At 48.7% G+C, this 15,549-nt stretch carries 11 protein-coding genes; 8 read left to right on the top strand and 3 right to left on the bottom strand.

What is annotated here, in order from left to right; genetic code table 11:
- Nucleotides 1–163 precede the first annotated feature (163 nt).
- Nucleotides 164–1,714, top strand: a complete 1,551-nt coding sequence (locus ACWHX8_RS19540; RefSeq protein WP_447969814.1) for a sigma-70 family RNA polymerase sigma factor — start codon at nucleotides 164–166, stop codon at nucleotides 1,712–1,714.
- Between the two features lie 94 nt (nucleotides 1,715–1,808).
- On the opposite strand, the gene ACWHX8_RS19535 is transcribed toward ACWHX8_RS19540, so the two are convergent.
- Nucleotides 1,809–2,510, bottom strand: a complete 702-nt coding sequence (locus ACWHX8_RS19535) for a pentapeptide repeat-containing protein (RefSeq protein ID WP_447969813.1) — start codon at nucleotides 2,508–2,510, stop codon at nucleotides 1,809–1,811.
- Nucleotides 2,511–2,965: 455 nt separating this feature from the next.
- A complete protein-coding gene (locus tag ACWHX8_RS19530; protein ID WP_447969812.1) occupies nucleotides 2,966–4,327 on the bottom strand; it encodes an HD-GYP domain-containing protein in 1,362 nt (453 codons plus the stop codon).
- A gap of 605 nt (nucleotides 4,328–4,932) precedes the next feature.
- Here ACWHX8_RS19530 and ACWHX8_RS19525 point away from each other — a divergent pair.
- On the top strand, nucleotides 4,933–5,622 hold the full coding sequence (locus ACWHX8_RS19525) for a hypothetical protein (RefSeq protein ID WP_447969811.1): 690 nt from the start codon (nucleotides 4,933–4,935) through the stop codon (nucleotides 5,620–5,622).
- Nucleotides 5,623–6,007: 385 nt separating this feature from the next.
- The gene (locus tag ACWHX8_RS19520; RefSeq protein ID WP_447969810.1) at nucleotides 6,008–6,721 is read left to right on the top strand and encodes a DUF2628 domain-containing protein; all 714 of its coding nucleotides are present in this window, start codon (nucleotides 6,008–6,010) and stop codon (nucleotides 6,719–6,721) included.
- A 27-nt stretch (nucleotides 6,722–6,748) separates the two neighbouring features.
- Here ACWHX8_RS19520 and ACWHX8_RS19515 read toward each other — a convergent pair whose 3' ends face one another.
- On the bottom strand, nucleotides 6,749–7,573 hold the full coding sequence (locus ACWHX8_RS19515; RefSeq protein WP_447969809.1) for a hypothetical protein: 825 nt from the start codon (nucleotides 7,571–7,573) through the stop codon (nucleotides 6,749–6,751).
- 260 nt (nucleotides 7,574–7,833) lie between these two features.
- On the opposite strand from ACWHX8_RS19515, the gene ACWHX8_RS19510 reads away from it, so the two are divergent.
- From ACWHX8_RS19510 to ACWHX8_RS19490, 5 genes are all read left to right on the top strand, one after another.
- Nucleotides 7,834–8,439 (top strand): 2,3-bisphosphoglycerate-dependent phosphoglycerate mutase, encoded by a 606-nt coding sequence (locus ACWHX8_RS19510; RefSeq protein WP_447969808.1) that lies wholly within the window; start codon nucleotides 7,834–7,836, stop codon nucleotides 8,437–8,439.
- Nucleotides 8,440–9,011: 572 nt separating this feature from the next.
- Nucleotides 9,012–11,114, top strand: a complete 2,103-nt coding sequence (locus ACWHX8_RS19505; protein WP_447969807.1) for a S8 family serine peptidase — start codon at nucleotides 9,012–9,014, stop codon at nucleotides 11,112–11,114.
- A 579-nt stretch (nucleotides 11,115–11,693) separates the two neighbouring features.
- Entirely contained in the window at nucleotides 11,694–12,626 is a 933-nt protein-coding gene (locus ACWHX8_RS19500) for an aldo/keto reductase (protein WP_447969806.1), read from the top strand.
- Nucleotides 12,627–12,752: 126 nt separating this feature from the next.
- A complete protein-coding gene (locus ACWHX8_RS19495; protein ID WP_447969805.1) occupies nucleotides 12,753–14,138 on the top strand; it encodes an NTP/NDP exchange transporter in 1,386 nt (461 codons plus the stop codon).
- A gap of 134 nt (nucleotides 14,139–14,272) precedes the next feature.
- Complete coding sequence (locus tag ACWHX8_RS19490; RefSeq protein ID WP_447969804.1) at nucleotides 14,273–15,412, top strand: D-2-hydroxyacid dehydrogenase; 1,140 nt, start codon at nucleotides 14,273–14,275, stop codon at nucleotides 15,410–15,412.
- The last annotated feature ends 137 nt before the right edge of the window (nucleotides 15,413–15,549 follow it).

Raw genomic sequence — 15,549 nt, 5'->3', positions numbered from 1 at the left:
TGTAGCTGTCACTAATGTAAGAGAAGTATGTGGAATAAGCTATGAATCCAGACTGGCACTTCGTTTGCTGATCTTTGCACTATCACTCGAGGTAAGGTCGGCGATGCGAATATGACCCTAATCCCCGGGGTCTTTTGTGGATGTGCGAGAAAGGATGTGACTCATGGCACGAAACTCAACATTGCAACAGTGTTCTGACGCGGGAGAACAAGGCCGAGGCCAACTCGATCTCACGCCTGGTGCGTCAAGTCATTGGGATGGACATATTCCATTATATTTAAAAGAAATTGGAAAAGTGGCGTTACTTTCTCGTGAAGAGGAGGCGAAGCTTGGGCAAAAAATTAAGGATAGCCGACGGGCCGTCTCCATACGAATTTTTTCTCTTCCCATGGCCATGGCCTATTTTCAGGTTCTGCTTGCACAAGTTCGTGAGGGTGAATGTACGATTGGAGATATTGTCCAATTTCCTGAAGTGACTGTTGGGGAGGATGGTGAAGCCGAGGCACTTTCACAAGACGAACGGACCACGTTGTATGCTGAAAGTATGCACTGCCTGGAAGATATTGTGCTGCTCTCGCAATCGTTTTTTGCATATCTTGCGACAAAGAGAAAAACCGCAGCTCTCGGACGGGGTGACATCCTTAACGTCGAACAATCGCAACTCAAAGAACTTGAAGGACAGATTGTTGAAAAAATCCTGTCAATATCATGGTCGCCTGTCATTCAAAAACAGACTGAAGATCGAGTGCGAGCCATAGCGAGTGAATTGTCGACATCTTTATCCCTCGTGTCGCACTCCAATCCTCAAAGTGTCCAATCTCGCAAAAGCCGTCATTCCGTGAACGATGAGATGACCCAGACAGTCGAGGCAAGTAAAGAATCATTGAGAATTCAGTATCTCGAAGATGAAGTGTTGTATATGTCGAGTGATGAATTCTTGAAAGCTGTCAGCTCCCTTGATAAAGATAAAGTTAAGCTGGAACATGCGAAAGAGGCCTTATACGAAGCCAACCTTCGTCTGGTCGTGAGTGTCGCGAAGCGATATATGAACCGAGGTCTGGATTTACTCGACCTTATTCAAGAAGGCAATATTGGATTAATGCGGGGCGTTGAACGTTTTGATCATGAACGGGGATATAAATTTAGTACCTATGCAACCTGGTGGATACGTCAAGCCATCACGCGAGCCTTAGCTGATCAATCGCGAACGGTCCGAATTCCCGTTCATGTCTGTGATGCCCTCAATAAAGTAAGGCGTATTAGCGACAATTTGACGGGTCAATTAGGCCGGCAACCAACTATGGACGAAATTGGGGCCTATGTTGATCTTCCTCCCGACAAAGTCTTTGCTTTACTTGAGGCTGGCAAAGGGTCATTTTCGCTTGAAACCCCGGTCGGAGAAGATGAGGGCGGTCAGCTTGATGAAATTCTCGAGGATCCTGCTGCCGTATCACCGTTATTCTCAGCAGAACGATGTGATCTCCAACGACAGGTTTCATCCGTGCTGGATACATTGACCCCACGAGAGGCGTATATCATTCGAAAGCGCTTTGGCATTGGCGAACAAGATGATTCGACATTGGAGGAAATTGGTCAAACCTTTTCGGTCACACGGGAACGGATTCGACAAATCGAAGAACGGGCCCTCAATAAATTACGAGAGCCCGTTCGGAATACGCTTCTACGAAATTTCGTGGAAGGTGTGATCCCGTAATACGTATGCTGGGAGCATCGGACCTCATATATTGTTTGAGAGGTAAGGGGGCGATGCTCGTGACGTGGGGGCTTTTGAGGGAGATTTGACGCGATCAAACTGAGTCAATGTGGAGTTGACGATCATCTCCGTCTTCAGGGGGCTGTGATGGTGAATCAGGAAGCCCTTGTACGTTCGTGAGGTCGGCTGTTTCGAGGTTTGTTGCCTGCACGGTTGCACCGCGAAGATTGGCTCGGTTCAAATTCGCGGTGCCCAAGTCTGTATGCTTTAATTCTGTCCAGGAAAGATCCGCAGCCGTGAGGTCTGCGCCATACAGATGCGCATGACTTAAATTGGCGCCACGAAGATTCGCAAATTGAAGGTTGCATCCACGAAGGTCGGCATCTTGCAAGTCTGCCCAGATCAAGTCAGCTTGCTGTAGGTCTGCCCACCCTAACAATGCGCGCCGGAAATGTGCTCCCCGTAAGTTTGCATGCTTAAAGTTCGCTCCCCGTAAATTCGCTCCTTCAAAATTCGCTCCACGCAAATCTGCGCCCTGAAAATTTTCCCCTTGTAAGTCTGCATGATTAAAGTCGGCTCCAGGTAAACTGGCGCGTGCGAAATCGGTACGTAGGGCGTCACGTATGGGTTCACTCAGGACATCTTGGGGAAGAGCGTCTGAGGCGGATTGAGTTTCTTTCCACTGATCATGCGCTTGGAGTAGTTGCTGACGCTCGTGACGGTAGTGTGCGCGGATCGGCGCGGGACGAGATCGTGAGGAGTCACTCTTGTTATGGCTTGAGCGTCTATTCATCATCTAAGTGATTGAAAGTGTCGCGATGGTGATATACCGATAAAAACCTGAGATCTCAAGAATTGATCCTTGGAAGTTGTTCTCACGGGTAGGAGTATTCTCATGGTATACCAAGTAATAGCCCTTAGGTCTAGTCTTAATATTGTCCTTTGAGTGCGGGAAGCAGAGATTTCTATTTTTGGTCTGTTGAAAAAAGCCGCCAGCGGCGTTCTCGCCATTTTGCCGTGCTCACGTATAACCAGTACGCTCCGCGCGTCAAAATGGCTGCGGCCTTGCTGGACGGACTTTTTTGAACCGACCCGAGGCTTCTGACATCCAACACGTGCTCGAGGAATATTGCAGCTCGATATCAGCATTATTCAACACTCCCATTTTTCGCTCTGCATAGAGAAAGCAACGTACCGTGTGTGATGGTTTTTTCTCGTTATGTGGTTTCGTTGCTTCGGGGAAGAGAACGTTTAGACTTTGGATTTGAGATGGACTTGGATGTGTTCAGCCTTTTTATTGGTATGGACGAAAATGGCCATTCGACGTGGGCTTAAGTGCTCTAATATTTTGGGAGGAAGGTCCTTCGGTCGAATCGTTTTTGTGATAAACAGAGAGGGTTCTTCCGCAAGATCGACAACCACGGCTTCATGTTTTGGGGTGTCGGCGACATAGAGCAACAGCAAGGGTTTCGTCGGTGCATTCATGTTGATACTGGTGACGATTCCATACGATCCGTCATTCAGTTCGACAATGGTTCCCGGCGGGAAGAGGCTAATACTTTGAATCATGGCGAGAATGATTTCAATTGGAAACTTTCGTGTACTTGGCTCTTGGTTGGTTTTGAAAAGGCGCGACAGGGCTTCATGTGGGGTCATGCTTAAGAGAGGATTGGCCGCATTGCACAGGTCATCGAATTCATCGATGACCATAATGATTTTGGCAAGATATGAAATGTCGTTGTCTTTCAGGCCTAATGGGTACCCCGTTCCATCTAATCGCTCATGATGTTGAAACACGGCCTCGATGCTCGCTTCAGGAAAGTTTGGAAAGGTTTGAAGAAGTTCCCCGCCTTGGGCTGGATGTAACGGCAGAGTTTGTGGGTCGACTTGTGTCATAATGCCGGAGCCTTCGAATTTGACTTTGACAGGGAGAAAGCGTTGTCCAATATCATGAAAGAGTGCAGCTAGAGCTAAGTCATTCAGTTGGTCTTTAGACAAACCTAAGGTGCGGCCTGTAATCATTGACAATATGCATACATTGAGGGCGTGGTAGGAAATACCTTTTGACATCCCATGAGAGCTGACCACATCCATTAAGGTCATCGATGAATTGAGGTCCGCTAAGACCGCTCCGAGATTTGAGACCATGGTCTCGGCTTGTTTCAGTCCCTTGGCTTTCCCCTCACTCACGCCCTTGAAAATATCTTTGCTTTCTCCCAGAATCCGCCAGTAGGCATTTTCGACTTTTTTAAATTGTTGCCGGTGTTCATGGAATCGGCGCCGGCGTTTTTCTTTTTCTTTCGTGATGGCCTTTTCGTCAACGGGCAATTCGATTTCTACGTCGTCAAGGGGAAGAAGTTCATCGACTTCTTCTTGGTCGGAGTTTGTCGGGAGGGTGAGATCCTCTTCTATCGTTTCGTCATCGGGGGGGGCTGAGAGGTCGGGGTCATAGTAGAGCTTTAGGTTCTTAATGCCTCGAATGGTGACAAGTTCTTTGTGTGAATGAATCTTAAAGGTATTCTTCGTGAACGGATGTCGCCACCACGAGCACTCTAATTTGACATACAGGCCGATGCGAAGATCATCGAAATTGGTAAGTGGAATATAGGCCATAATGGAACAATGCAAAAAGCGAATACAAGCTCATGAATAGGAGGGCCTTTGTTTATCTTTCTGTATCGGAGTCATGAAAAGAATCTATAGTCACCAGTGAGCAATAGCGAGAATTAGAGCTATAACATGCAATAACGAGCAAAAGTGGGCAGCATGTGTACTCTTTGGTATAGTTTGGATCCATCGTGTGATTCACGCTGTTTTAGTCGACAACATCAACAATACGGTTATGGCGGAACCCAACATTTATTGATTTGCTTTTTTATACAATCTCTCTGTGTGATACGCGCACTATTATAGCGAATCCAAATAAGCTCCAGCTGAGGTTAAGCAACTATAGCGAATCTCAATTCGGTCCATTTAATGCCAAAAGACTTTCAACGCGGTGTCAAAACCTTCAAGGGTTCGGAAGTTCAGTGAATCGGCTATAGCCCAGCGCGGTACAACGTGAACATGAGGGAGGTTATGCCCGCCTGGATGACCTACAGACGATTGACGCTTCTCGAACGAAGGGGTAATCAGTATTCAGTTGTTTGACATGTAACGGATTCGGCATAACTGAAACAGCTATAACATCATAAATGTAAAAATTTTGGGAATGTAAAATGGACAACGGGTCTGTGTGGTTATGGGTCATTTTTATTGTGGGTTTTGTGATTCTTTTTCTATGGGTGAGTCCAGTATTGAAGCATTCGGGGGACGAGGGAAATAGATGGTCGACTCTAAAAAGGCGAATCCTTGGATGGTTTCATGCTGTCGATCAAGAAGAACTTGTACAGCTGCGTCAACAAGTAGAGCTTCAATGTGCTGAGCTGTCTGATCGGGTAGACCGCTTGGAATTGAACGTGGGCCATCAAGGGATGCCTGAAAATTGGGCGACAGAGGTGACGAATCGACTCTGTCAATTAGAGTTGTCAAAAGAGTCTTCTCGTAAGAAGGGGGTTCCCCGATTGGCGGGATCGAAGTCCATACTGTGTCTTGGTGTGAGAGTCACGTTGACAGGTCAGATATGGCATGGACTTGGGAAGGTTAATCCGCAAGATCTATCTGATTTGCACATTCGTCAATACATCCAAGGACCGTTTTGTCGAAATTGTCTTCGTTTATTAGTCGTTGATGGTGCTGAAGCGAACGAGCAATCTGTTCGCACTCAATGCCGGTACTGTTCGCTGGTTTGGCGAAAAGATTCTGATGCTCTCATTCCTCTGAAACAGGTTAAGCGGGATATCTATGAGTATCTCGATACGGCGTCTCGAAAGAGAGAAAGGGGTGAGCATGAAGACGAATTCACGTGAGACCGTCTAATCACGATGCTATAGCCGTTCCAGTTATGCCGAATCTATAGGTCACCCATTGAATGTTGGTTGCCCTTTCGTTATTGAATCGTCAATCGTGGTCAGTTATAGCCGATTCCATGAACTTCCGTACTCTTGACACGTTGGATATCGCGTTGAAAGTCCTCATGGCTTAGCTGGAGCGTATGTGGATTCGCTATAACCCAGGCGGGCATAACCTTTCTCATGTTCGCGTTGTACCGCGCGGAGTTCGTTGTATTTTTCCGGTTGGAAGTTCTTTGGGGTCGCTATAGAAGCGGACTCACGAGTTTCGAGAGTATTCATCGTCACAACGGAAGAGTAGGAGGAGAAACTTGTGTGTCCTTAGGTGGGATGGTATAAACTCATGGAGATGCGTGCCTGTCAAACCTGTGAACAACAAAATCCAGACGAAGCAAATTTTTGCTCACGATGTGGAGCAGCATTTGCTGAATCGCCACCAGAAGCAGATTCCCATACCCAGGATCAGCCAGAAGTTGACTCCGATCCCGCTGGTGTCAGCGAGGCAGACTTATGGCAGTCGGCTGTTGGCATAAGTAAATCCATTCAATTCAACGTCAAAGATGGTTGGTCCTGGCGGCCGGCTTATCAGTATTACCAAGAAAAATTTCGCCTGTTTCAAACACCAGAGGGGCCACGTTTTTCCTTGAGCTGGCATTGGCCTGCGGCCCTCTTGGACTCGTTTTTGTGGTTTCTCTACCGCAAAATGTACATGTTTGCGTTTCTGTATGCGGTTGGTCCCGTGCTTTCCTCGTTGGCATTTGGCGACTGGTCTGTAGGAATTGTCTGGCAGATTGGGGCAGGGGTCAGCGCCAATTATTTATATTATTGGCATATCAAGGACAGCATTGAGCGGGTTCGAAAATCCCCTGATCTTGATGCAAGAAAACAGATGCAGGTATTGAGGGAAGAGGGAGGGATTCAACCCTATGTCTTATGGCTAGGCGTGGCGTTGCATTTATTTAAATTTGGGTTGATTCTTGCGTTGATGAATCAGGACCTCCCTGTGAGTGAGCAACCATTGCCAACGGAACGACCGGCAGACACGAAGTTTTTTTAAGTGGGTTTGATAAGAAAGGTTGGGATCTTAATTTCTTGAGGGATGATCCGACTGTTCGGTTTGCCAGGAAAGCCACGCTTTGAACCATTCATAATCACTTTGATAGGCCGTATGTGTGGCTTCAAGCCGACTGCCTTTTTCTTTGAGCATGGTGTAGGTGCGTGGCCAGTTTTTTGTCCACCATGACTTAAGTTCTCCTGGTGGATAGGGATGTCCGTTTCCTTGAACAATTTCTGCGGCGGCGACTACATCGGCAATGAGTCGCCAACAGCGATCCTTGCCTAAGCCAATTGAGCGAAAGTGTTCCCGGAGGAGAAAGACGACCCAGAGTTCGGCGCTATGCCGTTTGTTATGTTTAAAGGGCTGGGTTTGCCGTAAGGGAATGGGGTCAAAATATTTGACAATGGACGTATAGTCCGGGCCGCCATAGCTTCCGGTAATTTCGGCAATACCTTCCAGCATTCGCGCGAGTTCGACTTCGACAATCGGAGGAGCGGGGGAAATCTCTTGTGCGAGTGGGTTGGGCGTGGTGAGGAGATCAATGACGGGTTTGAGTTCTCGCAGGCGGTCCACCGCGGCTTTCAGAATTTGTTCTGACTCTATCCAATAATCGGCATCGTGTTTGGCTGTGCGTTCTCGGCCAGGCGGAGGAAGAACGGGAGGAATCCAGTGACGCAGAAGCACAAATAAGACATAATTCGGGTCGCCCCCTTCTTGGGCCACGCGTTCCAATGCTCGGTCTGCTCCCAAGGCATTCGCGAAAAATACCTGTGCTTGTTCTTCAACTTCGTGCCGTTGGGCTAGAGTGGCCCACCAGGCGGCCAATTGTTGCCAGGAAATGTGAGAATCCATAGGACCGGTACTATCACCACGTGTAAATTCAGATTGTTCGGCATGGTACGTATTGGGTAGAAGCAAAGCAAGTCACCTTCGTCGCTCGTGAATCGTATCTCGTAAAATGAAAAACCGTTGCTCGTATCTCGTGAAAAGAGTTTTCTGTCTTTTCTTCACGAGATACGCTTCACGAACGACGAGCGACGGATAAGGGGAGCCAGGACAAGACAACGGTTTGAGAACTCTTCAATTTTCCGTATAAGCATCAGGAGGAAGAAATGGCGCAGCTGATATTGATTCGACATGGAGAATCGCAGTGGAATCTAGAAAATCGATTTACCGGGTGGGTAGACGTCGATTTGACCTCCAAAGGTATTCAAGAGGCGAAGGATGCGGGAGAGAAGCTTCGCTCGTATCGTTTTGATCAAGCCTTTACTTCAGGGTTAAAACGTGCCCAAGAAACCCTTCGCTTGATTCTTGAAGTCATCGAACAGACCGGGCTTCCTATCGAGCGAGACGGTGCCCTGAATGAGCGAATGTATGGAGATCTTCAAGGATTAAATAAAACCGAAACCGTTGAGAAGTTTGGCGAGGAACAAGTCAAGCTCTGGCGGCGAAGTTACGACATTCAACCACCGGGCGGAGAAAGTCTTAAAGATACCGCTGAGCGGGTGCTTCCCTATTACGATCGCCGTATCCACCCTGAAGTGCTGGCAGGAAAAACCATTCTTGTCGCCGCCCATGGGAATAGTTTACGGGCCCTTGTCATGCATCTTGAACAGTTATCAAAAGAAGAGATCCTTGAAGTGAATATCCCAACCGGAGCCCCATTACTCTATGATATTGATGAACGCGGAAAGGTCGTCAATCACCGGTATCTCTAGTATTGATAAAAGTGCGTAATGGTCGTGCTCTTGCTCTGCCTTTTCTTCTTTTCTTTTTCCTTCCCCTAGTTGTATCGTCAGTATGTTTCCTCTTGTTCTGATGCTGCTATCAAGTGGACTCCCCTGTGTATCTCTTTGTGATAGTAAGATATCTTTTTGGATACGCTGCCTTCCTGTACAGGTACTACGCTATTCGGCCTCCTATGGTCAACCTTCCTGTTGCCATTTGCCCATTCAACCGCAACAGTCGAAAGTCGTGCTCTCTATTCCTACATCATGAAGGGCATGTGACTCACTGGCATTTCTTTTGCGTTTCTTACTCCAGATGAGCGCATGATCTTTCTCTTCGTCTCGATTGGAAAGTCTGCATCGCGGCAGTTTGCATGTGCGTGATCGCGCTCTTGTCAGTCGAAGCAATGAAAAAAATCTGCTATCGAAACGCAAGTCGATCGTGAGGTTGGCTATATGCGACATTCAAGTCTTGAGGCAACTGGATGTCTGCCTGTGTATGTTCCCTGATACATCGAAGTATAGGCGTAGCGCCTTACGCCAATTCCGTAAAGGAGAAAAGTATGAAACAGAGTCACGTAACAACAAAATGTCTAGCTGTTCTTCTCATTCTGTCCTTCATCAATATTTTTTCCCCGCTCTATGCGCAGCATTCTGAGACGCAACCACGGTTTGTTCCTGGGGAAGTTATTGTCAAAATGAAACCATCCGGCAATGCAGATGCGATGACCCGCTCAATCTTTGGTGTTGAAATGAGCGGAAAGAAGACATCTGGAGGCGAGGTCGTCATTACGGTGAGTCCGACGATGAGACAACGGTTTTCCGCTGCCCAGATGATTGACGAAACGCTGGCCTTAGTTCAGGAGCTGAACCAACGTCCGGATGTCGAGTACGCTCAACCGAACTATATTCTCGAACGACAAGCCACGCCGGATGATTCTCGATATGATGAGCAATGGTCCTATTTCAAGAATGGTTCAGGGGATGGCGAATCACCCGGTGGCATAGGTTTGCCGGAAGCGTGGGATGTGACGACAGGAAGCCCGAACATCGTTGTTGCGGTACTGGATACGGGGATACTGCCAGAACATCCAGATATCGTGGGTTCGCCCAATCTCATACCTGGATATGACATGATTACCGATCCGTTCATGGGTAACGATGGAGACGGTCGGGATGCCGATCCAACGGATACGGGAGATGCCATTCAGGCGTTTGACTGTGGAAACGGTCCCCCACAAGATCGGGACAACAGTTGGCACGGCACGCATGTGGCTGGAACGGTGGGTGTCGGGGTGACCAACAATGCGCTTGGTATGGCTGGCGTGAATTGGAATACGAAGGTTCAAGCCGTTCGTGTTCTCGGAAAGTGCGGCGGGACGACAGCCGATATTATTGATGCGATACGGTGGGCGGCAGGGTTGGATGTTCCAAATGTTCCCACCAATGAAACCCCTGCCAACGTCATCAATATGAGTTTAGGCGCATCGGGTGTGAACTGTCCCACACAAGATCTGGCTACCCAATCGGCTATTCGAGATGCCGTGCTTGCCGGTACAACAGTTGTCGTGGCTGCTGGGAACGATGCCATCGATGCCTCGCAAGCGACACCGGCTAGCTGTGATGCCGTGATTGCGGTGGCGGCAAGCGACTCTCGTGGTCATCTCGTCTCGCGATATTCAAACTTCGGGCAAACAGTTGACATTCTCGCGCCCGGCGGTGACCTTGCTGGAGGGAGTGGGGGCGGTGTGTTGAGTATGGTGGAAGGCGGGTACGCATTGTATAACGGGACATCGATGGCGGCCCCTCATGTCGCCGGTGTAGTCGCACTCATTTTATCTGAGAGTCCAGAATTGCTTCCTGGGCAGGTTGAGGCCATGTTGAAGCATGATGCGCTTCCGCGTGACGACCATCAATGTCCCAAAGCCTGTGGTGCTGGATTGCTTCAAGCGAAATTCGATAGTTCATCAGAGAAAGCCGATCTTGGAGTGCAAGTCGTTATTGTTCCAGAAATGGTAAATGTTGACGATGCAATGACCTATTCGGTGACGGTTACCAATCATGGCCCGGACGAGGCGACAGGAGTCATGCTGACCAATACGTTACCCCAAGAAGTCGACCTCATTTCGAAAGAGATCAATCATGGAACCTGTACCGGAGATTCAGTCGTGATCTGCGATGTGGATTCCTTACCGAATGGTTTTCATGCTCGATTAACGATGGTGGTCAAAGCGGGAATGGCCGGTTCCATCACGAATCATACCGAAGTCAAAGGAGATCTCTCTGACGAAAATATGAGTAACAATATTGCATCGGCCATCACAGTCGTTGACGATGCGGGTGGACCTCCTCCAGCATTGATTCCCGTAGCTCCTCCGTCGACGGACGGTGAGATTACCGAATTTCGGCAGATGGACCTGTATCGGGTGAAGGTCGAGACTCAAGGCGAGTATCGGTTCGAAACGGCAGGAGACACGGATGTCATGATGACACTGTATGGACCGAATAACACGCATTCTCGTGTGGCACAAGATTTAGATGGCGGCGATGGAGTCAATGCAAAAATCGTTCAATCATTAGAACAAGGAACGTACTTTGTAGAGGTGAGGCATCAATCGATCTTTGGAATGGGAACATATGAAATTGACGTGCAGCAATTACACTAATCTAAAGTATGTCATAGAAATTCGTGCGTTTCTAACCGTTGCTCACCCTCTCTATGGAAACATGGAGAGGGTGAGTGGTTTGGCGGCATTCTTTATTCCCACGTGTTGTGCTAACTCCCTGAATGACATGTTGCCGTCTATGGCGAATCCAAATGAATACAAGAAGATAGGCTTGGACATGGTATAGTGTTCTACCTTTTTGTTCAGCCCCCCTCACCCTTCCCTTTCCCATCAAATGGGGCAAGAAGATTTAGAGTGTCTTAGTTGAAAGTTAAAATACTATAGAATATCAACCCAAGAGTTCTTGACATCTCTGCCATGTCGTCACGCAATGCCTCCAGTCATGTGTTAACGTGTGATAGACAATACGTCTGCAATTGCATCTGCAGGGCGGTAGGCATTACTCGTGGGCGTTTGTTCGTCGTTCATTGTTCCTTTATGATAGACCTGAGGGCGGATGCTGACGGTGGCACCTATGGTAGATTTTAGACGCAAGAAATGAAACTCACCTGCATATTCATCAGAAGCACTCCGTCATCGATGAATTCAAACACCTGACACAATCGAAGGAACAGCGCTATGCATACAATGACGAGACGACAGTTTCTCATGACCGCTGCGGCCGGAACCGCCTCCCTCTCGTTACTTGGTATTGTTCCGACGTGGACAATGGCCGGTACTCAGAAATTAGTGCAACGCACTATTCCACGTACGGGAGAAAAACTACCGGTGATTGGTCTCGGCACGGCGGGTAACCTGGATGATATGCAGGACCCTGCGACAAAAAAACTGCGTGTTGCATTGCTGCAGGCTTTCTTTGACCTGGGTGGACGGCTTATCGATTCATCACCCATGTACGGAGATGCCGAAAGCGCGATTGGCGAATTACTGAAGGATGTTACACGTAAAGAGTCTCTGTTTGCGGCAACCAAGGTATGGACCGATGGGCGAGAGGCCGGCATACAACAGATGAATCAGTCTTTTGTACGTATGGGTGTGCAGAAGATGGATGTCATGCAAATACATAACTTGCGTGATTGGCAGACGCATCTTCCCACGCTCCGCGAGTGGAAAGCGCAAGGGAAGATTCGGTATCTCGGCATCACCACATCAAACGGCCGGGATCATGCGGAGCTTGAACGCATTATGGAATCTGAGGAATTAGACTTTGTGCAGTTCAGCTACAGCATGGGTGAACGCGTTGCTGAACAACGCTTGTTGCCGTTAGCCGCGGAAAAAGGCATTGCAACCCTGATCAATCGTCCCTTTCAGCGTGGTGAGTTGTTCGCTAATGTAAAGGGTAAGCAATTGCCAGCGTGGGCTGCAGAGTTTGATTGCGATAGTTGGGGGCAGTTTTTCTTGAAGTTTGTTGTGAGCCATCCAGCGGTGACGTGTGCTATCCCGAGAACGTCTCAATTGAAGCATATGCTGGATAACATGGGAGCATGTCATGGAAGGCTTCCAGACAACGCGACGCGTGTGAAAATGATCAGTCTACTCAATTCGCTGTAGATCTTCTTGTGTCCACATCACTTCCTGACGGGAACAGCCTCACGATGCCGTCCATCATTCAGCTGCCTGCCGTCCCGTTTTTCTTACAAGGCCTACGTCTGTGCAGCGGTTCAGACCATTAAAGCCATGGCACACACACACATTCAGTCTATTGCGAGATTGTTAGATGTGCAGCGTTGGATAAATGCGAAACCCGCTGAGATGCCGGCCTTGCTCTGGTCTTTCGCCTATTTCTTCTTTCTCCTGTGCAGCTATTACATTATTCGCCCCATTCGCGACGAAATGGGTGTGAGCGGTGGCGTGGAAAATCTGCAATGGTTATTTCTTGGCACGTTTCTGGCCATGCTGGCCATTGTGCCGGTGTTCGGCTGGGTCACGTCGCACTTTCCACGACGAAAATTTTTACCATACGCGTACATGTTTTTTATTATGAACCTGTTGGTGTTCTACGTGCTGCTCCAGTCAAGCATGGAGCAACAGTATATCGCCCGTGCCTTTTTTATCTGGGTCAGCGTGTTTAATTTGTTTGTCGTATCGGTGTTTTGGAGCTTCATGACCGACGTCTATACCGAAGAACAATCCAAGCGATTGTTTGGGTTTATCGCCGCAGGTGGCTCGGTAGGTGCCTTGATGGGACCACTCCTTACCCTTAGCCTGGTTGATCGTCTTGGTATCACTCACCTGCTACTCCTTTCCGCATTGTTGTTGCTGTGCGCCATTTACTGTATTTGGCGGTTAGACCAATGGAATCAAGACATGCGTGCTACTGGTGGGCAGTCTGCAGTGCCTACTGTCAGTCCGCTGAAACATGAAAAAATTGCAGGCGGGGTGTGGGCCGGAATTCAGCTTGTCGCAAAATCTCGTTATCTGCTCGGTATTTGTCTGTTAATTGTGCTCTATACGACCTTGTCGACCTTTTTGTACTTTCAGCAGGCGCAAATTATTCGTGATAGCTTTATCGATTCCGCCACTCGTACCGCGGTGTTCGCGAATATGGATTTTGCCACCAATGTCCTGACTCTAGTTTTTCAGGTGTTCTTGACAGGGCGTATTGTTGCCACCGTAGGTATCGCATGGATGCTCGCGCTGGTGCCACTGCTCCTTGCTGCAGGATTTCTCATTCTCAGTTTTGCGCCAATATGGTGGGTCATTGTTGTACTGCAAGTGCTGCGTCGCGCTGGCAACTTCGCAATCATGCGGCCCGCCCGCGAAATGCTCTTTGTGGTGCTTGGCCGTGAACAAAAATACAAGGCAAAAAACTTTATCGACACGACAGTGTATCGCAGCGGCGATGCGTTCAGTGCCTGGGTGTATGCAGGATTTAAGACGGTAGGGTTACCGCTTGCGCAGATTGCATTCATTGCCGTTCCGCTGTCGCTCTTGTGGGCAGTGGTGGCATTTGTGCTTGGTAAAAAACATGAACAACTCGTGAAGCAGCAGTCAGAGCAATTGCATGTCGAATCACCAGAAGACGAGGCGAAGAACGGAGCTTATTCACGAGACGACAGGTAACCCTGTTATAGGTGGTGAGGGTCATGAGGTCCGACATGCTTCTGTCTGCGAGATGCAGATCGCTTGGAAGATGATGTATCTGATCGAATCCATGTACAGTTTTTTGGTATTCTTTAACCATTGGAGAGTGACTGATGTCGCGTATGACTCAATTGGGAAGCGTGCTATTGATTGCGCTGTGCCTAGCCGCACCGCTGCAAGCCGAGATCACATCTGATGCCGAGGTTCAGGCGTTAATCGAGGAGCTTGGTTTACGAGAAAGCCCGCAGGCGATTCGCGAATCACCGAACTGGCAAAAACCGCAGCGCATCGTTGTGTTACTGCGAGAGGACCAGCTAGCCACATCAACGAAAGCCTTGGAGGAACTACAACACGTCAGCCATGGCGTTCAGCTTGTTCCGGTCAAATCCATTGATTCGCTACCGGCTGCATTGAATGGCGCTGATGCGCTGCTTGGCGTTTGCTCGCCGGAAGTGTTGCAGGCTGGCCTACAGCTTCGCTGGATTCAAACGTATAGCGCTGGAGTAGACCGCTGTGTTGGCTCTGCTGAACTGAAAGGGAAAGACTTGTTGCTGACTAATATGCAACGCGTACATGGGCCAGCCATTGCCGAACATGTATTGGCGACATTATTGTCACTGGCACGCGGGTTGCCGGCATACCAGAAATTACAGGGGCAGGCCGTATGGGGTAGTGCATCACAAGGCGGTAACAATGCCATCGAGTTAAAAGGTAAAACCATGTTGATTGTGGGTCTTGGTGGGATTGGTACTGAAATCGCCAAACGTGCTCACGCGCTTGGCATGCGTATTATTGCCACACGAAATTCACGTCGTGAAGGCCCTGCGTATGTCGACTATGTTGGGTTAGCCGATGAATTGGTGGAGCTTAGTAAGCAAGCCGATGTTGTGGTCAATGCCACACCGTTGACGACGGCTACTACAGGCCTGTTTGACGCCACCATCTTTCACGCCATGAGGCCGACCGCGTACTTTATTAATATCGGTCGTGGAAAAAGCGTGGTGACTAATGACCTCATCAGTGCATTGAAACATGGCGACATCGCTGCTGCTGCGTTGGACGTGACCGATCCGGAGCCACTGCCAAAAGACAACGAATTATGGCGATTGCCTAATGTGTTGATTACGCCGCATATCAGCGCTCGCAGCGACCAAAGAATCCAACGCGTCTGGCTCCTGGTCCGAGAAAATTTACGCCGTTATGTTCATGGCGAACGCATGTTGAATGTCGTAGATATCAAGCGAGGCTATTAATGCTCACAGAGCTTGTCCGTCTGTGAAATCCGTTCAGTCAGGCACGCGACGCTTGTTGCTACGCAAAACTATGGTAGGTCAATCTCCCCTTCGTAATCAAACACATGCGAAGGACAGTGTAGTATTTCGTTGCATTC

This window comes from Nitrospira sp. M1 (genome assembly GCF_965152605.1).
Note: the sequence above shows the minus strand (reverse complement) of the source record. Positions and strands in the feature narration are given on the sequence as shown.

Coding starts and splice junctions, on each gene's coding strand:
- ACWHX8_RS19525 (WP_447969811.1), top strand. CDS start 4,933: ATGGACAACGGGTCTGTGTGGTTATGGGTCATTTTTATTGTGGGTTTT.
- ACWHX8_RS19515 (WP_447969809.1), bottom strand. CDS start 7,573: ATGGATTCTCACATTTCCTGGCAACAATTGGCCGCCTGGTGGGCCACT.
- ACWHX8_RS19495 (WP_447969805.1), top strand. CDS start 12,753: ATGGCACACACACACATTCAGTCTATTGCGAGATTGTTAGATGTGCAG.
- ACWHX8_RS19535 (WP_447969813.1), bottom strand. CDS start 2,510: ATGATGAATAGACGCTCAAGCCATAACAAGAGTGACTCCTCACGATCT.
- ACWHX8_RS19490 (WP_447969804.1), top strand. CDS start 14,273: ATGTCGCGTATGACTCAATTGGGAAGCGTGCTATTGATTGCGCTGTGC.
- ACWHX8_RS19500 (WP_447969806.1), top strand. CDS start 11,694: ATGCATACAATGACGAGACGACAGTTTCTCATGACCGCTGCGGCCGGA.
- ACWHX8_RS19505 (WP_447969807.1), top strand. CDS start 9,012: ATGAAACAGAGTCACGTAACAACAAAATGTCTAGCTGTTCTTCTCATT.
- ACWHX8_RS19520 (WP_447969810.1), top strand. CDS start 6,008: ATGGAGATGCGTGCCTGTCAAACCTGTGAACAACAAAATCCAGACGAA.
- ACWHX8_RS19510 (WP_447969808.1), top strand. CDS start 7,834: ATGGCGCAGCTGATATTGATTCGACATGGAGAATCGCAGTGGAATCTA.
- ACWHX8_RS19540 (WP_447969814.1), top strand. CDS start 164: ATGGCACGAAACTCAACATTGCAACAGTGTTCTGACGCGGGAGAACAA.
- ACWHX8_RS19530 (WP_447969812.1), bottom strand. CDS start 4,327: ATGGCCTATATTCCACTTACCAATTTCGATGATCTTCGCATCGGCCTG.